General features: G+C 48.1%; 12 protein-coding genes. 9 read left to right on the top strand and 3 right to left on the bottom strand.

What is annotated here, in order from left to right; all coding sequences use genetic code 11:
• The first annotated feature begins 5 nt into the window (after window positions 1–5).
• From ACFKSJ_RS05460 to ACFKSJ_RS05450, 3 genes are all read left to right on the top strand, one after another.
• Window positions 6–602 (top strand): hypothetical protein, encoded by a 597-nt coding sequence (locus ACFKSJ_RS05460; protein WP_440951246.1) that lies wholly within the window; start codon window positions 6–8, stop codon window positions 600–602.
• Between the two features lie 20 nt (window positions 603–622).
• Window positions 623–1,891, top strand: coding sequence for a flippase (locus ACFKSJ_RS05455; protein WP_440951245.1), 1,269 nt, complete (start codon window positions 623–625; stop codon window positions 1,889–1,891).
• 279 nt (window positions 1,892–2,170) lie between these two features.
• Complete coding sequence (locus ACFKSJ_RS05450; protein WP_440951244.1) at window positions 2,171–3,526, top strand: glycoside hydrolase family 55 protein; 1,356 nt, start codon at window positions 2,171–2,173, stop codon at window positions 3,524–3,526.
• Between the two features lie 18 nt (window positions 3,527–3,544).
• Here ACFKSJ_RS05450 and ACFKSJ_RS05445 read toward each other — a convergent pair whose 3' ends face one another.
• The 3 genes from ACFKSJ_RS05445 to ACFKSJ_RS05435 are packed head-to-tail and all read right to left on the bottom strand — an operon-like array spanning window position 3,545 to window position 5,785.
• Window positions 3,545–4,594, bottom strand: coding sequence for a FemAB family XrtA/PEP-CTERM system-associated protein (locus tag ACFKSJ_RS05445; RefSeq protein ID WP_440951243.1), 1,050 nt, complete (start codon window positions 4,592–4,594; stop codon window positions 3,545–3,547).
• The gene (locus ACFKSJ_RS05440; protein ID WP_440951242.1) at window positions 4,584–5,504 is read right to left on the bottom strand and encodes a polysaccharide deacetylase family protein; all 921 of its coding nucleotides are present in this window, start codon (window positions 5,502–5,504) and stop codon (window positions 4,584–4,586) included. Before ACFKSJ_RS05440 ends, ACFKSJ_RS05445 begins: the two co-directional genes overlap by 11 nt.
• Complete coding sequence (locus ACFKSJ_RS05435; protein ID WP_440951241.1) at window positions 5,501–5,785, bottom strand: hypothetical protein; 285 nt, start codon at window positions 5,783–5,785, stop codon at window positions 5,501–5,503. Before ACFKSJ_RS05435 ends, ACFKSJ_RS05440 begins: the two co-directional genes overlap by 4 nt.
• A 732-nt stretch (window positions 5,786–6,517) precedes the next feature.
• Between ACFKSJ_RS05435 and ACFKSJ_RS05430 the strand changes: the two genes are divergently transcribed.
• The 6 genes from ACFKSJ_RS05430 to cooS all read left to right on the top strand — a co-directional run bounded on the left by ACFKSJ_RS05430 (window position 6,518) and on the right by cooS (window position 15,639).
• Entirely contained in the window at window positions 6,518–7,612 is a 1,095-nt protein-coding gene (locus tag ACFKSJ_RS05430) for a DUF354 domain-containing protein (RefSeq protein WP_440951240.1), read from the top strand.
• 461 nt (window positions 7,613–8,073) lie between these two features.
• A complete protein-coding gene (asnB, locus tag ACFKSJ_RS05425; RefSeq protein WP_440951239.1) occupies window positions 8,074–10,017 on the top strand; it encodes an asparagine synthase (glutamine-hydrolyzing) in 1,944 nt (647 codons plus the stop codon).
• A gap of 20 nt (window positions 10,018–10,037) precedes the next feature.
• Entirely contained in the window at window positions 10,038–11,312 is a 1,275-nt protein-coding gene (locus ACFKSJ_RS05420) for a glycosyltransferase (protein WP_440951238.1), read from the top strand.
• A gap of 206 nt (window positions 11,313–11,518) precedes the next feature.
• Window positions 11,519–12,673, top strand: coding sequence for a 6-bladed beta-propeller (locus ACFKSJ_RS05415; protein WP_440951237.1), 1,155 nt, complete (start codon window positions 11,519–11,521; stop codon window positions 12,671–12,673).
• A gap of 425 nt (window positions 12,674–13,098) precedes the next feature.
• The gene (locus tag ACFKSJ_RS05410; RefSeq protein WP_440951236.1) at window positions 13,099–13,722 is read left to right on the top strand and encodes a 4Fe-4S dicluster domain-containing protein; all 624 of its coding nucleotides are present in this window, start codon (window positions 13,099–13,101) and stop codon (window positions 13,720–13,722) included.
• A 27-nt stretch (window positions 13,723–13,749) separates the two neighbouring features.
• Window positions 13,750–15,639: an anaerobic carbon-monoxide dehydrogenase catalytic subunit gene (gene cooS, locus ACFKSJ_RS05405; protein ID WP_440951235.1), complete on the top strand. Its 1,890-nt coding sequence runs from the start codon at window positions 13,750–13,752 to the stop codon at window positions 15,637–15,639.
• Window positions 15,640–15,647: the final 8 nt, after the last annotated feature.

Here is a 15,647-nt window from a genome sequence, read left to right as displayed (position 1 = left end):
ACATATTGTCTGGACATGCCATCGCAGTAACTGGTCTTGAAGAGCCTCTCCTTATGAACGTTCATTACGACCCCAGTCTGCTCTCAGGTCATTTTCGTCATCGGGATCCTTCCGGTCCGGTACCTTCTCGCCAAGTCCCGATGTATGCCCTCCCTCTCTCCCTCATCCGTGATATTCTGCAAGGAGACGATAGATCTGTTAATTGGACTGATGAAACCGAATTTTTCAATCCCTCTGCGATCATTCTCCTGACGATTGGGGTCTATTTAACACTCGCCTGTTTCGTCCAGATGCCCTTCTGGATTCCAGCGGGGCTGAAAAGCAGTACTACCCTCCTCGTTCTCCTGATCGATCTTCTTGCTGTCGACCTGCTATTTGGATGGTTTTTGTGGATGTTCGCCCAGGTGCTGATCCCGTTGTTGCAGCCGGATATTGACACCACTGAATTCCTAAAACGGTACAGATCACCCCAAATCACAATCTCATGGGATATCACGCTGTTGAATATGGTTGTACTCCGCACCATTTTGACAAGAATTAAACATTTTTTATCATCTGATCTTTCTCTTTCGGAATTTTATGCACGGGGTGAGGAACTCTGAAAATATCGATAAGCAAGACAATGATGGATGTGCAATGGGCATTTATCAGCACTGTCACTGCATCGCTCGCCCATTTCGTACTGAGAATTGTCCTTGGAAAGGAACTGGGCGCCGAAGGGCTTGGCGTGTACACCCTCGCCTTTGCGATATACTTCTTTGGAATGCAGTTTGCTGCGTTTGGAATCGGCTCGGCATTGACGAAGTACGTTGCGGAGTTCCTGGAGGATCAGGATAAAATAAAAAAATATGTCTCATCTGGGATGAGCAGTTCGATCATAACCGGTACAATTATGGGGCTTGTACTCTTTCTCCTTGCGCCATTCATTGCCCTTTCGTTCTTTCACATTCCTGAACTGGTACTGTTGATTCAGTTGATCGCCCTCTGCTATCCATTCATCGCTATTCAGAAGGCGGTTATCGGTACACTGAACGGTTTTCGGAGAATGCATCTGTACGCACTCCTCAACATCGTCCAGAACGTCGGTGTCGTAGCCGTCTCGCTCGGACTTGTACTGGGATTGAAAATGGGTCTTTTCGGTGCTGTTATTGGGTTCGTCGGGTCGACAATAATCATCAGTCTCCTCTCCCCCGTGTTGATCTTGGACTCCTTAAGTTTGGAACAGTCATCGCTCTGGTTCCTACCTGCCCTTCGAGAGACAACCGTCTTTGGTTTTTATGTTGTGTTGACAAACTCCATCTCCTATCTCAATACTCAGGTCGACAGCATTCTTATTGGATATTTTCTCAATCCAACAGATGTGGGAATTTATGCTGTTGCCATACTCCTTTCTCAGATCATCACGCTCATCCCGAGTGCGGTGCAACGGGTGACAGCTCCTGCGACGGCAACCCTCTATGGTAAGGGGGATCTCGTCGGTGTTCGAGAAATCATCATCTCTACAATGAAGAAGAGTTTTTTCGTTTCGATAGTTATCGCAGTGTTCATCGTAATTATTGGACAATTTCTTATTACGCTCTTTTTTACTGTCGAGTTTCTTCCAGCGTATATGCCGCTGCTCATCCTTCTACTCGGTAATATCATCTTCGCACCAATCATCTCCGTCGGAGCGACCCTCTCAAGCATCGGAAAAGTGCATATCTCATTTAGAGTCGATGCAGTATGTGGAGTAATTAATGTAATACTGAATGTTCTGTTGATTCCCCACTTTGGAATCATTGGGGCTGCAATGGCGACGACAGTAACGACCATTACGAGTTTTGGAATAAACCTGGCGCTGATATGGAAATACTGTCTATCCCCGGCTCATTCACTCTCGGTCCCTCAATAGCCAAACGGGGGAAAATTAATTTTATTTCTTGAAGGAATCACTCAATGACCCGGTTTTGCCTTTATCAGTTCCTGATTGGATTCGGATTCTAATGATTTTATCTCTTCGGTACGCTACCCACCTGAGTTGTGCGACACTGCGATCCTCAGTGAAATATATATGTTGAATTGATCTCACTACTCATCACAACCCATCAAACATCGATGTCATGACTCAAACTCAATAATATTCTATATGAGTATTTGGGACAACCTCAATGATTCTTGTAGGGTGATTCTGATGAATGGATATCTCGGGTCATTTGTGCTGGTGGCTGCATTGTTTGTTCTATTTGCTACTGGATCTTCTGATGTTTCAGTAATGATTGATAATCCTCAATCTCAATCAGAACTAATAGACTATGTCGATGGTCCAATCACGAGTGGTTCTTTAATGACCCCTCTTGAAGCAGCAGCGTATGCAAGTACCGCATACACACAGGGGAATGCACGCCTTGTGCAGATGCAGCAGGCATACCATGCATGGGTGGTTCCGTCTCGGCCGGACCTGGTCTCGATTGCCACGAACGCCAGGTCATCAGGGCTGAAGGGTGACGGCGTCACCGACGATACGGCTTCCCTTCAGTCACTCCTCACAAAACTCCCATCCGGTTCAACGATCTACTTCCCTCCCGGCCAGTACCGGATCGATGGTCCGATCAGTATCAACAAACCGGTAACCCTGTTCGGGGAGTCGGGGACCGTCTTCAACTGTCAAAAAGTGACACAGTACGTCTTTACTCTGAATAAATGGGGCTCGCCCACGTCGACGATGAAGGACGTGACCATCACCGGGATTGTCTTTGAAGGTCCCGGGATTGAAACCGACCCGGCAATGATTGATGCGCATTATCTCCAGAACTTTAAGGTATCATATGTAAAGTTCCATAATATCGGGTATGCCGCCATCCGCCTGAACACGTGCACCGATGTCACTGTTGAAGAGTCGGTCTTTGATAATGTATTCCAGTCCGGACTGGGGTATGGCGTTGTCATTGAAGATCGCAGCGATCGGATCAACATCCATAACAACTTCTTTGTCACCAAGGGACGGCACGGTGTTGCAACCGGAACTTCCAATCCGAACCTGCCTGAGGCAAGTTATATTCAGAGTGTCACTGTCGAAAATAATTACTTTGAGGAGATGACAGAACAGGCGGTCGACGCCCATATCCAGACTGCAGGACCCTATATTGTCAAGGGAAATGTCATGAATCACTGTGATGTCGGTGTTCAACTTGGGAATGGTACAGCAAAGGTACTGGATAATGTATTGATTGAATGCCATCTGGGAGTAGTATTATTAAACCAAAATATCGACCCAGATCACCTGGGATCAAAAGTTGATCTGGTATTGCACAATACCATGATCAATACCATGTATGAAGCAATCTACATCGATCGAACCAATGTCCAGATTGTAGGGAATATTGCTAAAGGGAAGAATAATGGCTCTGGAATTGTAATCGCGAACTACAAGCCTGACTTCTGCAGGATTGTTGAAAACATATTTGATGATTATAATAATGAAATCCAGATTGGCATACCCAGCCCTGGGATTTCATTGGAGAATAATGTAGAGATATCGACTCTGTAGCGCTCTTTAGTTCCTTCCTCATACAATTCTTTCTCTAATCAGTGGTCCAAAAAACTTAGTAATCGGCAACGGAATTTTACTCCAATACTTCGCTAATTGTGAATATTTGTCTTGATTCGGCAAATATCCCCTTTTTTCCAGGTAATAATAATGTAAAGGAATTTCTTCCGCCCCCCATCTTTTTTTATATTCATAATTTCCAGAATTTACCGGGCTTCTGCCGAAATCTAACCATTTGTATCCGCACTCACATCCATATTTCAGATTATTCCAATCCATAAAGTTATTAGGAGAGAATTTTCGGAATTCCTCTAATGAAGCGCTCCAACCAGAGATTAGGACACCTTTATATGCCATTAATACCTGGGAGCAGATGATCTCTCCATCATATCTGACATTTGATACATATACATCATTTTTGAAAGTACCTGAGATCGCCCTGAAAAAGTCAATATTATGAACTGGAGTGCCTAATTTTTTCATATTCACAGCAAATAATTCATAAAATTCATCGATTGAATTCCTGTTCGCGGTACCAATCTCGTATGTAAGTCCGGAATTCTCTCCTTTTCTAGCCTTATTTCTTTTATTTTTCCCCATCTGTGTCCAAATATGATCTATACCTTTTGACAAATCCAGAACAAAGGTTGAATAATTGGTATACATTGACAGGGGGGAGTAGACGTTGTCGAGAAATGGGGCATTAAAATTAACACCTCTGACTTCAATGTTGTCAATATTCAAGTTATCAACTAACGAGAGAGTCTCCAGGAATAACGCATTTCTTACAGAATCATTTTTATAACAAATTCCACCATATGGCGCATAGGGGATGGATATCAGATTGCTCTTAAATAGGAATCCTTTTACATGGAACAGAGGCAAAATCCCGGAAATTTCGCCGGATTCATTCTCTGCTAACAAATAATATGGTTTATGACCATAGACCTTCTTGATAATCTCTCTCCATCCATATTGCTGGAATGCATTGCTATTATCTATATTGTAAAGAAAATCATCCCATTTTTGACAACAGTGATCCGACACGTAAGATATGTTATAATCCATAACCATCCTCCAGAATATCTCTTAAACAAGCAATTTTAACGCCATTATTTTCATCGAGGACTTTTTTTAATCTCTTTTCAACAACGTTCCCTTTTATGATCCAGTAAAACCGCCTGTTATTACCAATTTCTGGAAATGGTTCGTGGGAGAGATCAATGGAATGAAAATAAAAAACCGTATGACCACGGTTCAGACTTTGATTTAATCCATTTAGAATGATGTGAGCGCCGAGAAATCTCAGCATTGGTCCCCCTGAGGTGGGGATCTTCATTCCAATATCGTAATATGCCCAGGGAAATTCCACGAAATTCCTATAGTGATCTGTTGGTTTTAAACTATGAGTTTGGGGGTGGTAGGGATGTGACGATACGCCCTCCAATGAGGAGTCAGTTTTGTTGTAAAAGGAATTGACGCATACCGATGAATCGTATTGAAATCCGATTTTTTCTAAAGAATCGAGCATCCATCCGCCGATAAATGCATTCGGAGCTCGGTATCCAATTACTCTTTCGCCCGAGACCTTTTCGAGTATTTTTTTTGCTTTCCTGGTCCTCTCCTCATAATCATCCTTTTCAAAACGAGGTTTTTTTGTGATAGAATCAATTTTGCATTCATGGTGCAATCCATGACAGGCAATTTCATGCCCCTGATCAACAATTGATTCAACTAATCCCGGATAATGTTCAACTATATCGGCAACAACGAAAAATGTTGCCTTTATTTTATATTGATCAAGGATATTTAGGACCCGCTTTGTCGGTTCTGTTAAGTAATCATAGCGGCCATTCCATTTCATAAAAAAATCATCCACATTCGGATAGGCGGAAAATGATGAGCCACAGACTGAGGGAATATGATACCAGTCCTCAATGTCAACAGTAACTGAGAGACGTGCATCATTTTTATTCATGATATGTCTATCCCTGAATGATCCATTGCTCTATTAAATTCAGCACCCCTGCCGTCTTCCCAGCGCATCTTCATCGCCTGTAACACTCTCTTATACCGAGTTATTTCCTTCCCCTGAATCATTTTCACCGGGATGATGGCGTTATCATGTGCAGGATCGTTCCTGATGTTCTCCTGCAATCGATAGACCGGGCATTCATTCACGGCATAAACCCGAGCAGAATAAGTCGGGATCATCGTCGGTGCATCATCAACTAGCAATTCTTCGTTGTATGCCGGCATGACCTAGGCTTTTTGTTTCTCCCAGCAGGCAGTATGGCTCTCTTAAACTCTGAAACTGCAAGGGACTTGATAAATACTGGTCATATGAAGCAACTAACCCTGCACTCTCGGGGATTATTGGAATCCATCCTGCATCCAAGTAACAATACCTCCTCAATGTCGCCCAAAAATCTCCTGACATTTTTCCTCTTTGAAACCTCAAACCTTCCTGTTTTCCTATGGATGGGAGAGGGCCACAGTGGTATATTGATTGAAGGAAAATATCTGTGTTAATATTTAAACACTCCCTTGGTCTCTTCGATGGCCTTTGAGTAGTATATCCTTCTATGGTGTGCCGCGCATATTATTACGGTCTCCATATGACTTTTATCTTTTAATTATTGAAGGACTGGTCATAAGTTACCGTGGACTCTGAAGTTGTTCTATTGATATGGATCAGGTCAGTACCGAGATCACCCTGTAGAGCAGAGATGACGACAATCTCATTGAAGAATCTGGTAGAGATCCTTCCTCTGCCACGTCGTGATGAGAGACAGAGGTGTTCTAGAAATTGAGCACATCTATAATTTTATTCGGATTTGAAGTAACTATAAATGTCAGAACTGATATGATACGTTGATAATTGTACAATATTATTCAATTGGGGGTAAGTCTTAACATTACTCGCCAGATCGTTGTAAGAACAGGCTCTGATCTGAAACCACAAATTGTTACTGCTGGATGGTGTGATGTATGAATATTTTAATAAATATTGGTCATCCTGCACATGTCCATTTTTTTAAAAACTTTCTTTGGGAAATGCAAAAAAGAGGGCATAATCCAATTGTATATGCTGTTGATAAGGACGTATCATTAGATCTCCTGAATAATTATCAGATAAACTATGATCTCTACGGTAAAATCAGTCAAAATTTTTGGGGTCAAATTCTTGAGATAATTAAAGGGGATTACAAAACTTACAATATGCAAAAAAAATATGATATTGATATTACTATTGGTATAGCAGATACTTTTGGAGCACATATCTCAAAAATTACAAGAGCAAAATCCATTGTCTTTACAGATACGGAGCATGCAAAATTAATAAATGCCGTCACTATGCCCTTTGCGGATATCATTTGCACTCCCTCCTGCTATAAAAAAAACCTGGGTAGAAAACAGGTTCATTACGACGGATACCATGAACTCGCCTACCTGCATCCACATTACTTCACGCCCGATCCCACCGTCCTCACCGAACTCGAGCTCTCCCCGGACGACCGGTTCATCATTATCCGTTTCGTCTCATGGAAGGCGAGCCACGACATTGGGCAGCATGGCATCAGGGACAAGATCGGGCTTGTGAAGAAACTTGAGGCTTACGGACGTGTACTGATCACGTCTGAGGGAGAACTGCCCGAGGAGTTGCGGCCCTACCAGGTCCACATCTCGCCGGAGAAGATGCACGACCTGCTGTATTATGCTACCCTGTATATGGGGGAGGGGGCAACAATGGCTTCCGAGGCAGCAGTACTTGGAACCCCCTCAGTATTTGTTTCATCCCTTGCCGGGACGATGGGAAACTTCACCGAACTTGAGGAGACCTATGGTCTTGTTTACAGTTTCACCGACACCGAAGCAGCTGTTGAAAAAGCGATCGAGATCCTGCAGGACCCGGAGAGCAAGGAGAACTGGCGAATCAAACAGAAGCGGTTGCTTCTGGAGAAGATTGATGTCACAGCATTTCTGATCTGGTTCATCGAGAACTATCCAGAGAGTGTTGTGGAGATGAAAGAGCATCCTGAGGTTCAGGACAGGTTCGCCCTGTCTTCCGATGATATATCCTGAGGGCACGATCTTCTTCTGCTGAAAGTCCGTCCATTCATGCCACTCCGGGGGAATCACGTTCGCTTCATTCTCCGCGTTATTGAGGCTCCAAATGAGATCAACGAATTGATGAAGTGACCTGTGGTCACCTTTGTCGAGCACTGGATCAAAAGGTCGAGATGTGTATCTATGAGGCAAAGGTCGCTGTTACGAGCATCATCAAAAGTCTGGAGAGAGATGGAGAACTTCAGTGATTCTGAAGATATCCCCGCCATAATATTCCTCAGAGAACCTGAAGATTTTGTACCGTCTTGCGGCAGCAACGGAGATTGGGGATGATTATATCGCTGATGACTGAGCAGGAGAAGAGCATATCAGACGGTAGGGTTGATGTGACCTCTTCGGAATTTGAAAACCAGGGAATGCATTAAATGTTATAATTATAATGAACATCATCCTGACAAGAAAAATATGGAGATATTATGTGTGGAATTAATGGTTTCTCATGGGAGGATGTCGGTCTAATTACTGAAATGAATCAGATTACAAAGAATAGAGGGCCGGATGATCAGGGAGTGTACTGTGATAGTTCGTTCTCTTTAGGACATTCAAGACTTTCGATCATCGATCTCTCAGATAATGGTCACCAACCCATGTCCAATGAGGATCAATCAATCTGGATTGTCTTCAACGGGGAGATATATAATTTTCAGACGTTACGAACCGATCTAATTGAAAAAGGACATCTTTTTAAGAGCAATACTGATACTGAAGTTATAGTCCATGCTTATGAAGAATATGGACTCGATTGTGTTAAAAAATTCAATGGTATGTGGGCCTTTTCCATCTATGATAAGAGAGATAATACGATAATTCTTGGCCGCGATCAATTCGGGATCAAACCACTTTATTACCACATCGATGACAGGGGAATTATCTTCTCGTCCATGATATCGGCAATTCTCTGTCATAAATTATCGATATCTCCTCATGAACGTGCAATCATGGAATATCTTGCACATAATTTGGAGGACCATAAAAATTACACCTTCTTCACAAATATCGAGAAAATTCCCCAGGATTCTTTGTTAATCTATGATCTCTCAAAAAAACAATTCCGTGTACATAAATGGTACTATCCGGCCAAGAGAGAGGATGTAGATACCCGCACAATCCAGGAATCTTTTGTTGAGAGCATACGGTTACGGACTATAGCTGATGTACCGATAGGAAGCTGTTTGAGTGGTGGTATTGATTCCTCCACTATTGTAAGTACACTGAATACAATATTAACGGACAAATTTAATACGTTCTCCCTAGTCGTTCCCGGTTTTTTCCTTGATGAAAGTAAGTATATAATTGAGGTGGGAAAAAAAACCAATGTTCAGCAATTTTTCACACAACTATCAGAAAAGGAGTTTTTACTGGAGTTCGAAGACTTTGTTCGGGCTCAGGAAGAGCCGGTAACCGGACTGAGTCCATATGCACAGTACTGTGTTATGAAACTCGCCCACCAGCACAAAGCAAAAGTGCTGCTTGATGGACAGGGAGGGGATGAGATCTTTGCAGGTTACAATTATTATTTTGCGTATTATTTCTACGAATTATTAATTGGAGGTAAATTTTTAACCCTTGGAAGAGAGATGCGAAAATACCAGAATAATTTTAAAGATTTATATCCTCAGAAGATGTTTGTATTTCTGCTGCTACCCGAGTTTCTTAAATATCATATCTGGAAGTCTTTCACTGCCTCCTGGATTAATAAGGAATATCTGTTGGAGAAATGTGATGGAGAGATGGATCCCCGATGGCGAAGGATGACTCTTCCAGAGAGCCTTTCACTTACACTTTACTCAACTGCAATTCCCCATCTCTTACGATGGGAGGATAAAAATTCCATGCGATGGAGCATAGAAAGCAGACCTCCATTTCTGGATGTAAATCTGGTTGAGGCTGCAATGTCTCTTCGTTCAGATAAAAAAATTGCAAATGGAAGAACTAAAGTAATATTTTTAGAAGCGGTTAAAGATTGTCTGCCGCCGATGGTAAGAGATCGGAAAGATAAGGTGGGATTTGCTACTCCGACCGATGATTTTTTCCGAAAGAAGCAAATTGTTGATTTTTGCAGGGATATTATCTACTCTGATAAATTCAAGAGTCGACCATACTGGAACTGGAAGGAAATTGAGAGGCTTTATAATCTGCATCTCCAGAGAAAAATTAACATCGGTGACACAATCTGGAAGTGGATTAATCTGGAAACCTGGCTGAGGGAATTCTTCAATGAGACTGATCAGAACCCGGGAGTCCTCATCTCAAACGGGAGTACTGATGAGCACTATGAGGCATCGACTGTGCAGTCTTCCGGGCGAGCCCAGATCTCTGTTTGTGGTTTCTCTCTCTGGAGACCGAGGAAGGATCTCTGACCTCCCCGGTGGTCGTGAACGTGACGAACCTGCTGAATGATGGAGATAAATTGGCTACCCTGCGATCGGAAAAGGAACAACTTTGGGAGTGCCCAGATCCCTTTTTTTTGAAAGATAAAATTGAAGGGAGAAACCTGCTCGTGATCTGTCATGCATATAACAATTTTCAGAAAGATCCGTTCGATCTTATCGCACCGCGTGTCGCGTCGATACATGTCTCCGTGAGGATAAACCCATTTGCTGACCTCGGGAAATATCTCCCGATCCTCAAGATTGAGCGATTTTCTTCTGCACAAAAAATCGACCGGACTGATATTTCAAAAAATACGCATGTGTATCCAACTCCGATCTGGTATCTCCCAACGGATAGATGTTACAAAAATCTGGGTGAGAAACAGTATGCTCGTGTCGAATCTCTAATACAGAAGAATGAGATCAAATTTGATTTCATTCACTGCCATTTCACCTGGTCCGCAGGCTACGCCGGTGCTCGCCTCAAGGAAAAATATGGTGTTCCTTTCGTGGTTACAGTACACGGCTATGACATTTACTCACTCCCCTTTAAGGATCGAGAATGGAGAGAGAAAATCGAATATGTACTGAACACTGCAGATCATCTCATCACCGTTAGTCAGAGCAATCTCGCGTGCATCAAAAAGTTGAACGTCTCTACGCCGGTTACTGTCATTCCAAACGGCTTCAGGAGTGATCTCTTCTATCCCTGTGACACATTAGAGTGCAGACGGACGCTCAATCTCCCTCAGGAAAAGCGGATTATTCTTACGGTGGGATACTTTGATCCTGTGAAGGGTCATACGTATTTTATCGAAGCCGCCCGGGGGGTCATTGCAAAGCGAAAAGATGTTCTCTTCGTGATCGTCGGTGACGGGAAACTTCAAACAGCCCTTGAGAACCAGATCCGATCTCTGGGACTTGAAGACTACGTCCTGCTTGCCGGCGGAAAATCTCACAACGAGATTCCTATCTGGATGAACGCCTGTGATCTCTTTGTTTTGCCGAGTCTCAATGAGGGTAACCCGACCGTCATGTTCGAAGCCCTTGGCTGTGGGAAACCATTTGTGGGGACGAGAGTCGGCGGGATTCCGGAGATTATCACATCTGATACCTATGGTCTCCTGGTCGAGCCTGCAGACCCGGAGAGCCTGGCGGAGAAGATTCTGCTGGCGCTGGACATGGAATGGGATCGGGAGGCGATCCTCGCGTATGCAGATCAATTTATGTGGGAGAGTATTGTAAAGCAGATTATCGATGTATACAATCTTATCTTACGATAAGTCGCGATCCCAAAAGGCGATGCAGCCGGCAGTTCCTGGCTCGAACCAGGAAAAACCCCGCTTCTCCTTTCACATTCTTTCGCACGTCCTGTTAAATCCCCCTAAAATGATGCTGCGAACGATGGGTGGGATACTATCTTCTGGTAAAACCTGAGAAGACCTTTATAGAATTGAGCTGCTTAAGAGGCTCGTAGTGGTGGGTTTGAATGAAATATCTTTTCAATACCATCTGTATCCTGCTGCTGTTGTGCTGCAGCGTTCAGGTCGTGGTGGCAGCAGGGGAGTACGTGTACTCAGCACAGTGGGGGAGCCTGGGGTCTGGAGCCGGGCAGTTCACCAATCCAGGTGGTGTCGCGGTAGACAGAGCCGGCACTGTCTACGTGGCCGATACACGGAACGATCGAATCGAGAAGTTCACCACGTCGGGCGCCTTCATCGCCGCATGGGGCAGTTCTGGTTCAGGGCCTGGGCAGTTCAACAACCCAGATGGTATCGCGGTTGACGGCACCGGCACTGTCTACGTGGCAGACAGACTGAACGATCGTATCGAGAAGTTCACCTCGTCGGGCGCCTTCATCACCGCATGGGGCAGTTCCGGTTCAGGGCCTGGGCAGTTCAACTCTCCTTCTGGTCTCGCAGTGGACACTGCCGGCAATGTCTATGTCGTCGATTCATGGAATAATCGTATCGAGAAGTTCACCTCGTCGGGCGCTTTCATCACCGCGTGGGGCAGTACCGGTTCAGGTGCCGGGCAGTTCGACGAGCCCTACGGTATCGCGGTTGACCGTGCCGGCACTGTCTACGTGGCCGATAGGTGGAACAACCGGATCCAGAAGTTCACCTCGTCGGGCGCCTTCATCGCCGCATGGGGTGTCCCCGGTTCGGGTGCTGGGCAGTTCAACTGGCCGTGGGGTATCACGGTCGATGGTGCCGGCACGGTCTATGTGACCGATGCGTGGAACAATCGTGTCCAGAAGTTCACCTCAGATGGCGTCTTCATCGCCGCATGGGGCACCTCCGGCACCGGAAATGGACAGTTCAACTGGCCGTATGGAATCGCGGTTAATGGTGCCGGCACGGTCTATGTGACCGACGCGTGGAACAACAGGGTTGAAACATTCGTTCTACCAACAGCCCCGGTCATCAGGGTCTCGGGGGGTGTGGGTGTCCCGACCAGCCCGGATAATGACGGACTCTACTGGGATCTGGACGGAAACCTGATCTCTGATTTCAATGACGTGGTGCTGTATTTCAACCAGATGGATTGGATCGCCGAAAATGAACCAACGAATGCGTTTGACTTCAATACCAATGGCATGATCGACTTCAATGATATCGTCCTCCTCTTCAATCGTCTGTAGATGGAGATCTCTTTTCCTTTTTAGAGGATCTGTTGTCGTAGACTCAATCTCTGAATGACTGGGTGCCAGTTGATTGGCAGGAACCGGATACTTTCAAGCGGATGTGACCCTTGATATCGGCCCCCTCACCGGGCATCCTCTCTCTTCTCTCCGCGCAGAGGATTTTGATGCGTTTCCTCGTTCCTCCCCGCATTTTCTCGCATGTTGATCGGATCGGTCCCCGGCACGGCTCCTGTCCGGTTCACCTCCGGCGGATCGGCGCATATCGGGCATCGATGGGTCCAGGGGTCAGGATCTGCGGAAATTAACGCCGAACCGTCCTATCAAAAGCAGTATATACAAAGGTTGCTGATGGAGTTACTATCCTGGGAGATGCTGTGGAGTTCGGGTCGACGGTCGTCCACGGAATGAGGAGGAGGCACGTAATGAAGACTGTATTTGTACGGGCTGAGCGCTGTATCGGCTGCAGGCACTGCGAGGTGGCCTGTGCCGTCGAGCACTCTGCGAGCAGAGACCTGTTCAGCGCACGAAACGAGGAGCCGATCTCGAGACCACGTGTTCATGTTGAGGTTGTCGACTACCTGACCTTCCCGAACCGGTGCCGGCACTGCGACCCGGCCCCGTGCATGCAGGTCTGCCCGACGGATGCCCTGTACCGGGACCAGTCGACCGGTTCGGTCGCCATCCACTACAGCCGGTGCATCGACTGTGCCGTCTGTGCGATGGCCTGTCCGTTCGGGGTGATCCGGTTCGAGCGGGTGCGACAGGTGGACCTTCCCCGCGACGTGAATGCAAAATGCGACAACTGTATCGACCGGCAGCAGAACGGTGTGATCCCTGCCTGCGCCGAGGCCTGCAAGACCGGGGCGCTGGAGTTCGGAGAGGTCAACGACCTGATCCGAAAGAGCAGCCATGACTTCTCGATCAAACTTCTTCTCTCCCGGGAACCGGTCCGGGAACCGGCCCGGGAACCGGTTGGCGAGGTTCCCTCGATGCCCGAGAACATCCGGGCGTTCCGGGAGATCATGGGAGCACTGGCGGATTTATGATCATGGAGAGCGTGGAGGGTGAAGACAATGTATGATCCAATTGCGATAAAGAAGGTGGCAGAGAAGCGGGCGCTGGACAGGACCAGCCAGATGATGATCGAGAAGACGATCGAAGACGGGGTCGAGACCGCCTGGGACCGGCTGCAGGCTCAGCAGCCGCAGTGCGGGTTCGGACAGCTCGGACTCTGCTGCAACAACTGCTCGATGGGACCCTGCCGGATCGATCCCTTCGGTGGAACGCCGACGCGGGGTGTCTGCGGGGCGACGGCGGACACGATCGTGGCGAGGAACCTGCTCGACGACCTCGCCGTCGGTGCGGCCTCCCACTCGGATCACGGCCGGGAGGTCGTCGAGACGCTCCTCCACACCGCAGAGGGGAAGGCCCAGGGCTACCAGATCACCGACGCGGCGAAGTTGCACCTGATCGCCGAAGAGTACGGGATTCCGACCGAGGGGCGGGATGACGCAGCGATCGCCGGCGACCTCGCCCGGGGGATGCTCGAGGAGTTCGGATCGATCAAGAACCGGATCCAGCTGGTCGACCGGGCCCCGGAGAAGACCCGGACGGTCTGGCAGAACCTGAACATCACCCCCCGGGGCGTGGACCGGGAGGTCGTGGAAGCGATGCACCGGGTGCACATGGGGGTCGACGCCGATTACCTGAACATCCTGCTGCACGCGATGCGGACCTCGCTCTCTGACGGCTGGGGCGGGTCGATGATGGCGACCGACTGCTCCGATATCCTCTTCGGGACCCCGACGCCGGTCAGGTCCTGGGTGAACCTGGGCACGCTCAGCAGGGACAAGGTCAATATCGTCCTCCACGGACACAACCCGGTCCTCTCTGAGATGATCCTCAAGGCGGTGGAGGAGCCGGCGGCCAAGGAGGCGGCCCGGGCGAAGGGTGCGGCCGGCATCAACCTGGTGGGGATGTGCTGCACCGGGAACGAGGTGCTGATGAGGCACGGGATCCCGATCGCCGGCACGATCCTGGACCAGGAACTGGCCATCGCCACCGGGGCCGTGGAGGTGATGGTGATCGACTACCAGTGCATCTTCCCGTCCATCACGGCGACGGCCAGCTGCTATCACACGAAGGTCGTGGCCACCAGTGAGAAGTCCAAGGTGCCGGGTTCGATCTACAAGGAGTTCAGGCCCGAGACGGCGCTGGACACGGCCAGGGAGATTGTAGGGATGGCTATCGAGAACTTCGCCGCCAGGGACCCGAACCGGGTCAGGATTCCGGACCGGCCGGTCCAGGTGATGGCCGGGTTCTCGGAGGAGGCGATCCGGAAGGCCCTCGGAGGAACTTATAAACCTCTGATCGATGCGATCGTTGCCGGCACGATCAAGGGGGTCGTGGGGGTGGTCGGCTGCAACAACCCGAAGATCCGGGAGGACTCCGGGCACATCGCCCTCGGCAGGGAACTGATCAGGCGGAACATCCTCGTCGTCGAGACCGGGTGTGCGGCTATCGCGAGTGGAAAGGCCGGCCTCCTGGTTCCTGAAGCGGCGGACCTGGCCGGGGACGGGCTCAAGGCGGTCTGCAAGGCCCTCGGGATCCCGCCGGTGCTGCACATGGGCTCCTGTGTCGACTGTTCGCGGATCCTGGTGATGGCCGCACATGTGGCGGACGAACTGGGTGTGGGGATCGGCGATCTGCCGCTCGGGGGGGCCGCCCCTGAATGGTACTCGCAGAAGGCGATCGCGATCGGGACCTACTTCGTCTCATCGGGTGTCTACACGGTGCTCGGGGTCCCCCCGAAGATCTTCGGCAGCCAGAATGTCCTCTCCCTCCTCGCCAGTCAACTGACTGGCGTGGTGAACGCCTCCTTCGCGGTCGAACCTGACCCCGTCAAGGCGGCCGACCTGCTCGAGGCGGAGATCGATCGGAAGCGACAGGCGCTCGGGATCTGACCGCCTGA

It is taken from the genome of Methanosphaerula subterraneus (assembly GCF_052055875.1).
GTDB lineage: Archaea > Halobacteriota > Methanomicrobia > Methanomicrobiales > Methanospirillaceae > Methanosphaerula > Methanosphaerula subterraneus.
The sequence above is the reverse complement of the archived record's forward strand: the minus strand, read 5'-3'. Positions and strand labels throughout refer to the sequence as shown.

Excerpts from the sequence above, each read along its gene's own strand:
- ACFKSJ_RS05455 (WP_440951245.1), top strand. The coding sequence starts at position 623 with ATGATGGATGTGCAATGGGCATTTATCAGCACTGTCACTGCATCGCTC.
- ACFKSJ_RS05450 (WP_440951244.1), top strand. The coding sequence starts at position 2,171 with ATGAATGGATATCTCGGGTCATTTGTGCTGGTGGCTGCATTGTTTGTT.
- ACFKSJ_RS05445 (WP_440951243.1), bottom strand. The coding sequence starts at position 4,594 with ATGGATTATAACATATCTTACGTGTCGGATCACTGTTGTCAAAAATGG.
- ACFKSJ_RS05440 (WP_440951242.1), bottom strand. The coding sequence starts at position 5,504 with ATGAATAAAAATGATGCACGTCTCTCAGTTACTGTTGACATTGAGGAC.
- ACFKSJ_RS05435 (WP_440951241.1), bottom strand. The coding sequence starts at position 5,785 with ATGCCGGCATACAACGAAGAATTGCTAGTTGATGATGCACCGACGATG.
- ACFKSJ_RS05430 (WP_440951240.1), top strand. The coding sequence starts at position 6,518 with ATGAATATTTTAATAAATATTGGTCATCCTGCACATGTCCATTTTTTT.
- asnB (WP_440951239.1), top strand. The coding sequence starts at position 8,074 with ATGTGTGGAATTAATGGTTTCTCATGGGAGGATGTCGGTCTAATTACT.
- ACFKSJ_RS05415 (WP_440951237.1), top strand. The coding sequence starts at position 11,519 with ATGAAATATCTTTTCAATACCATCTGTATCCTGCTGCTGTTGTGCTGC.
- ACFKSJ_RS05410 (WP_440951236.1), top strand. The coding sequence starts at position 13,099 with ATGAAGACTGTATTTGTACGGGCTGAGCGCTGTATCGGCTGCAGGCAC.
- cooS (WP_440951235.1), top strand. The coding sequence starts at position 13,750 with ATGTATGATCCAATTGCGATAAAGAAGGTGGCAGAGAAGCGGGCGCTG.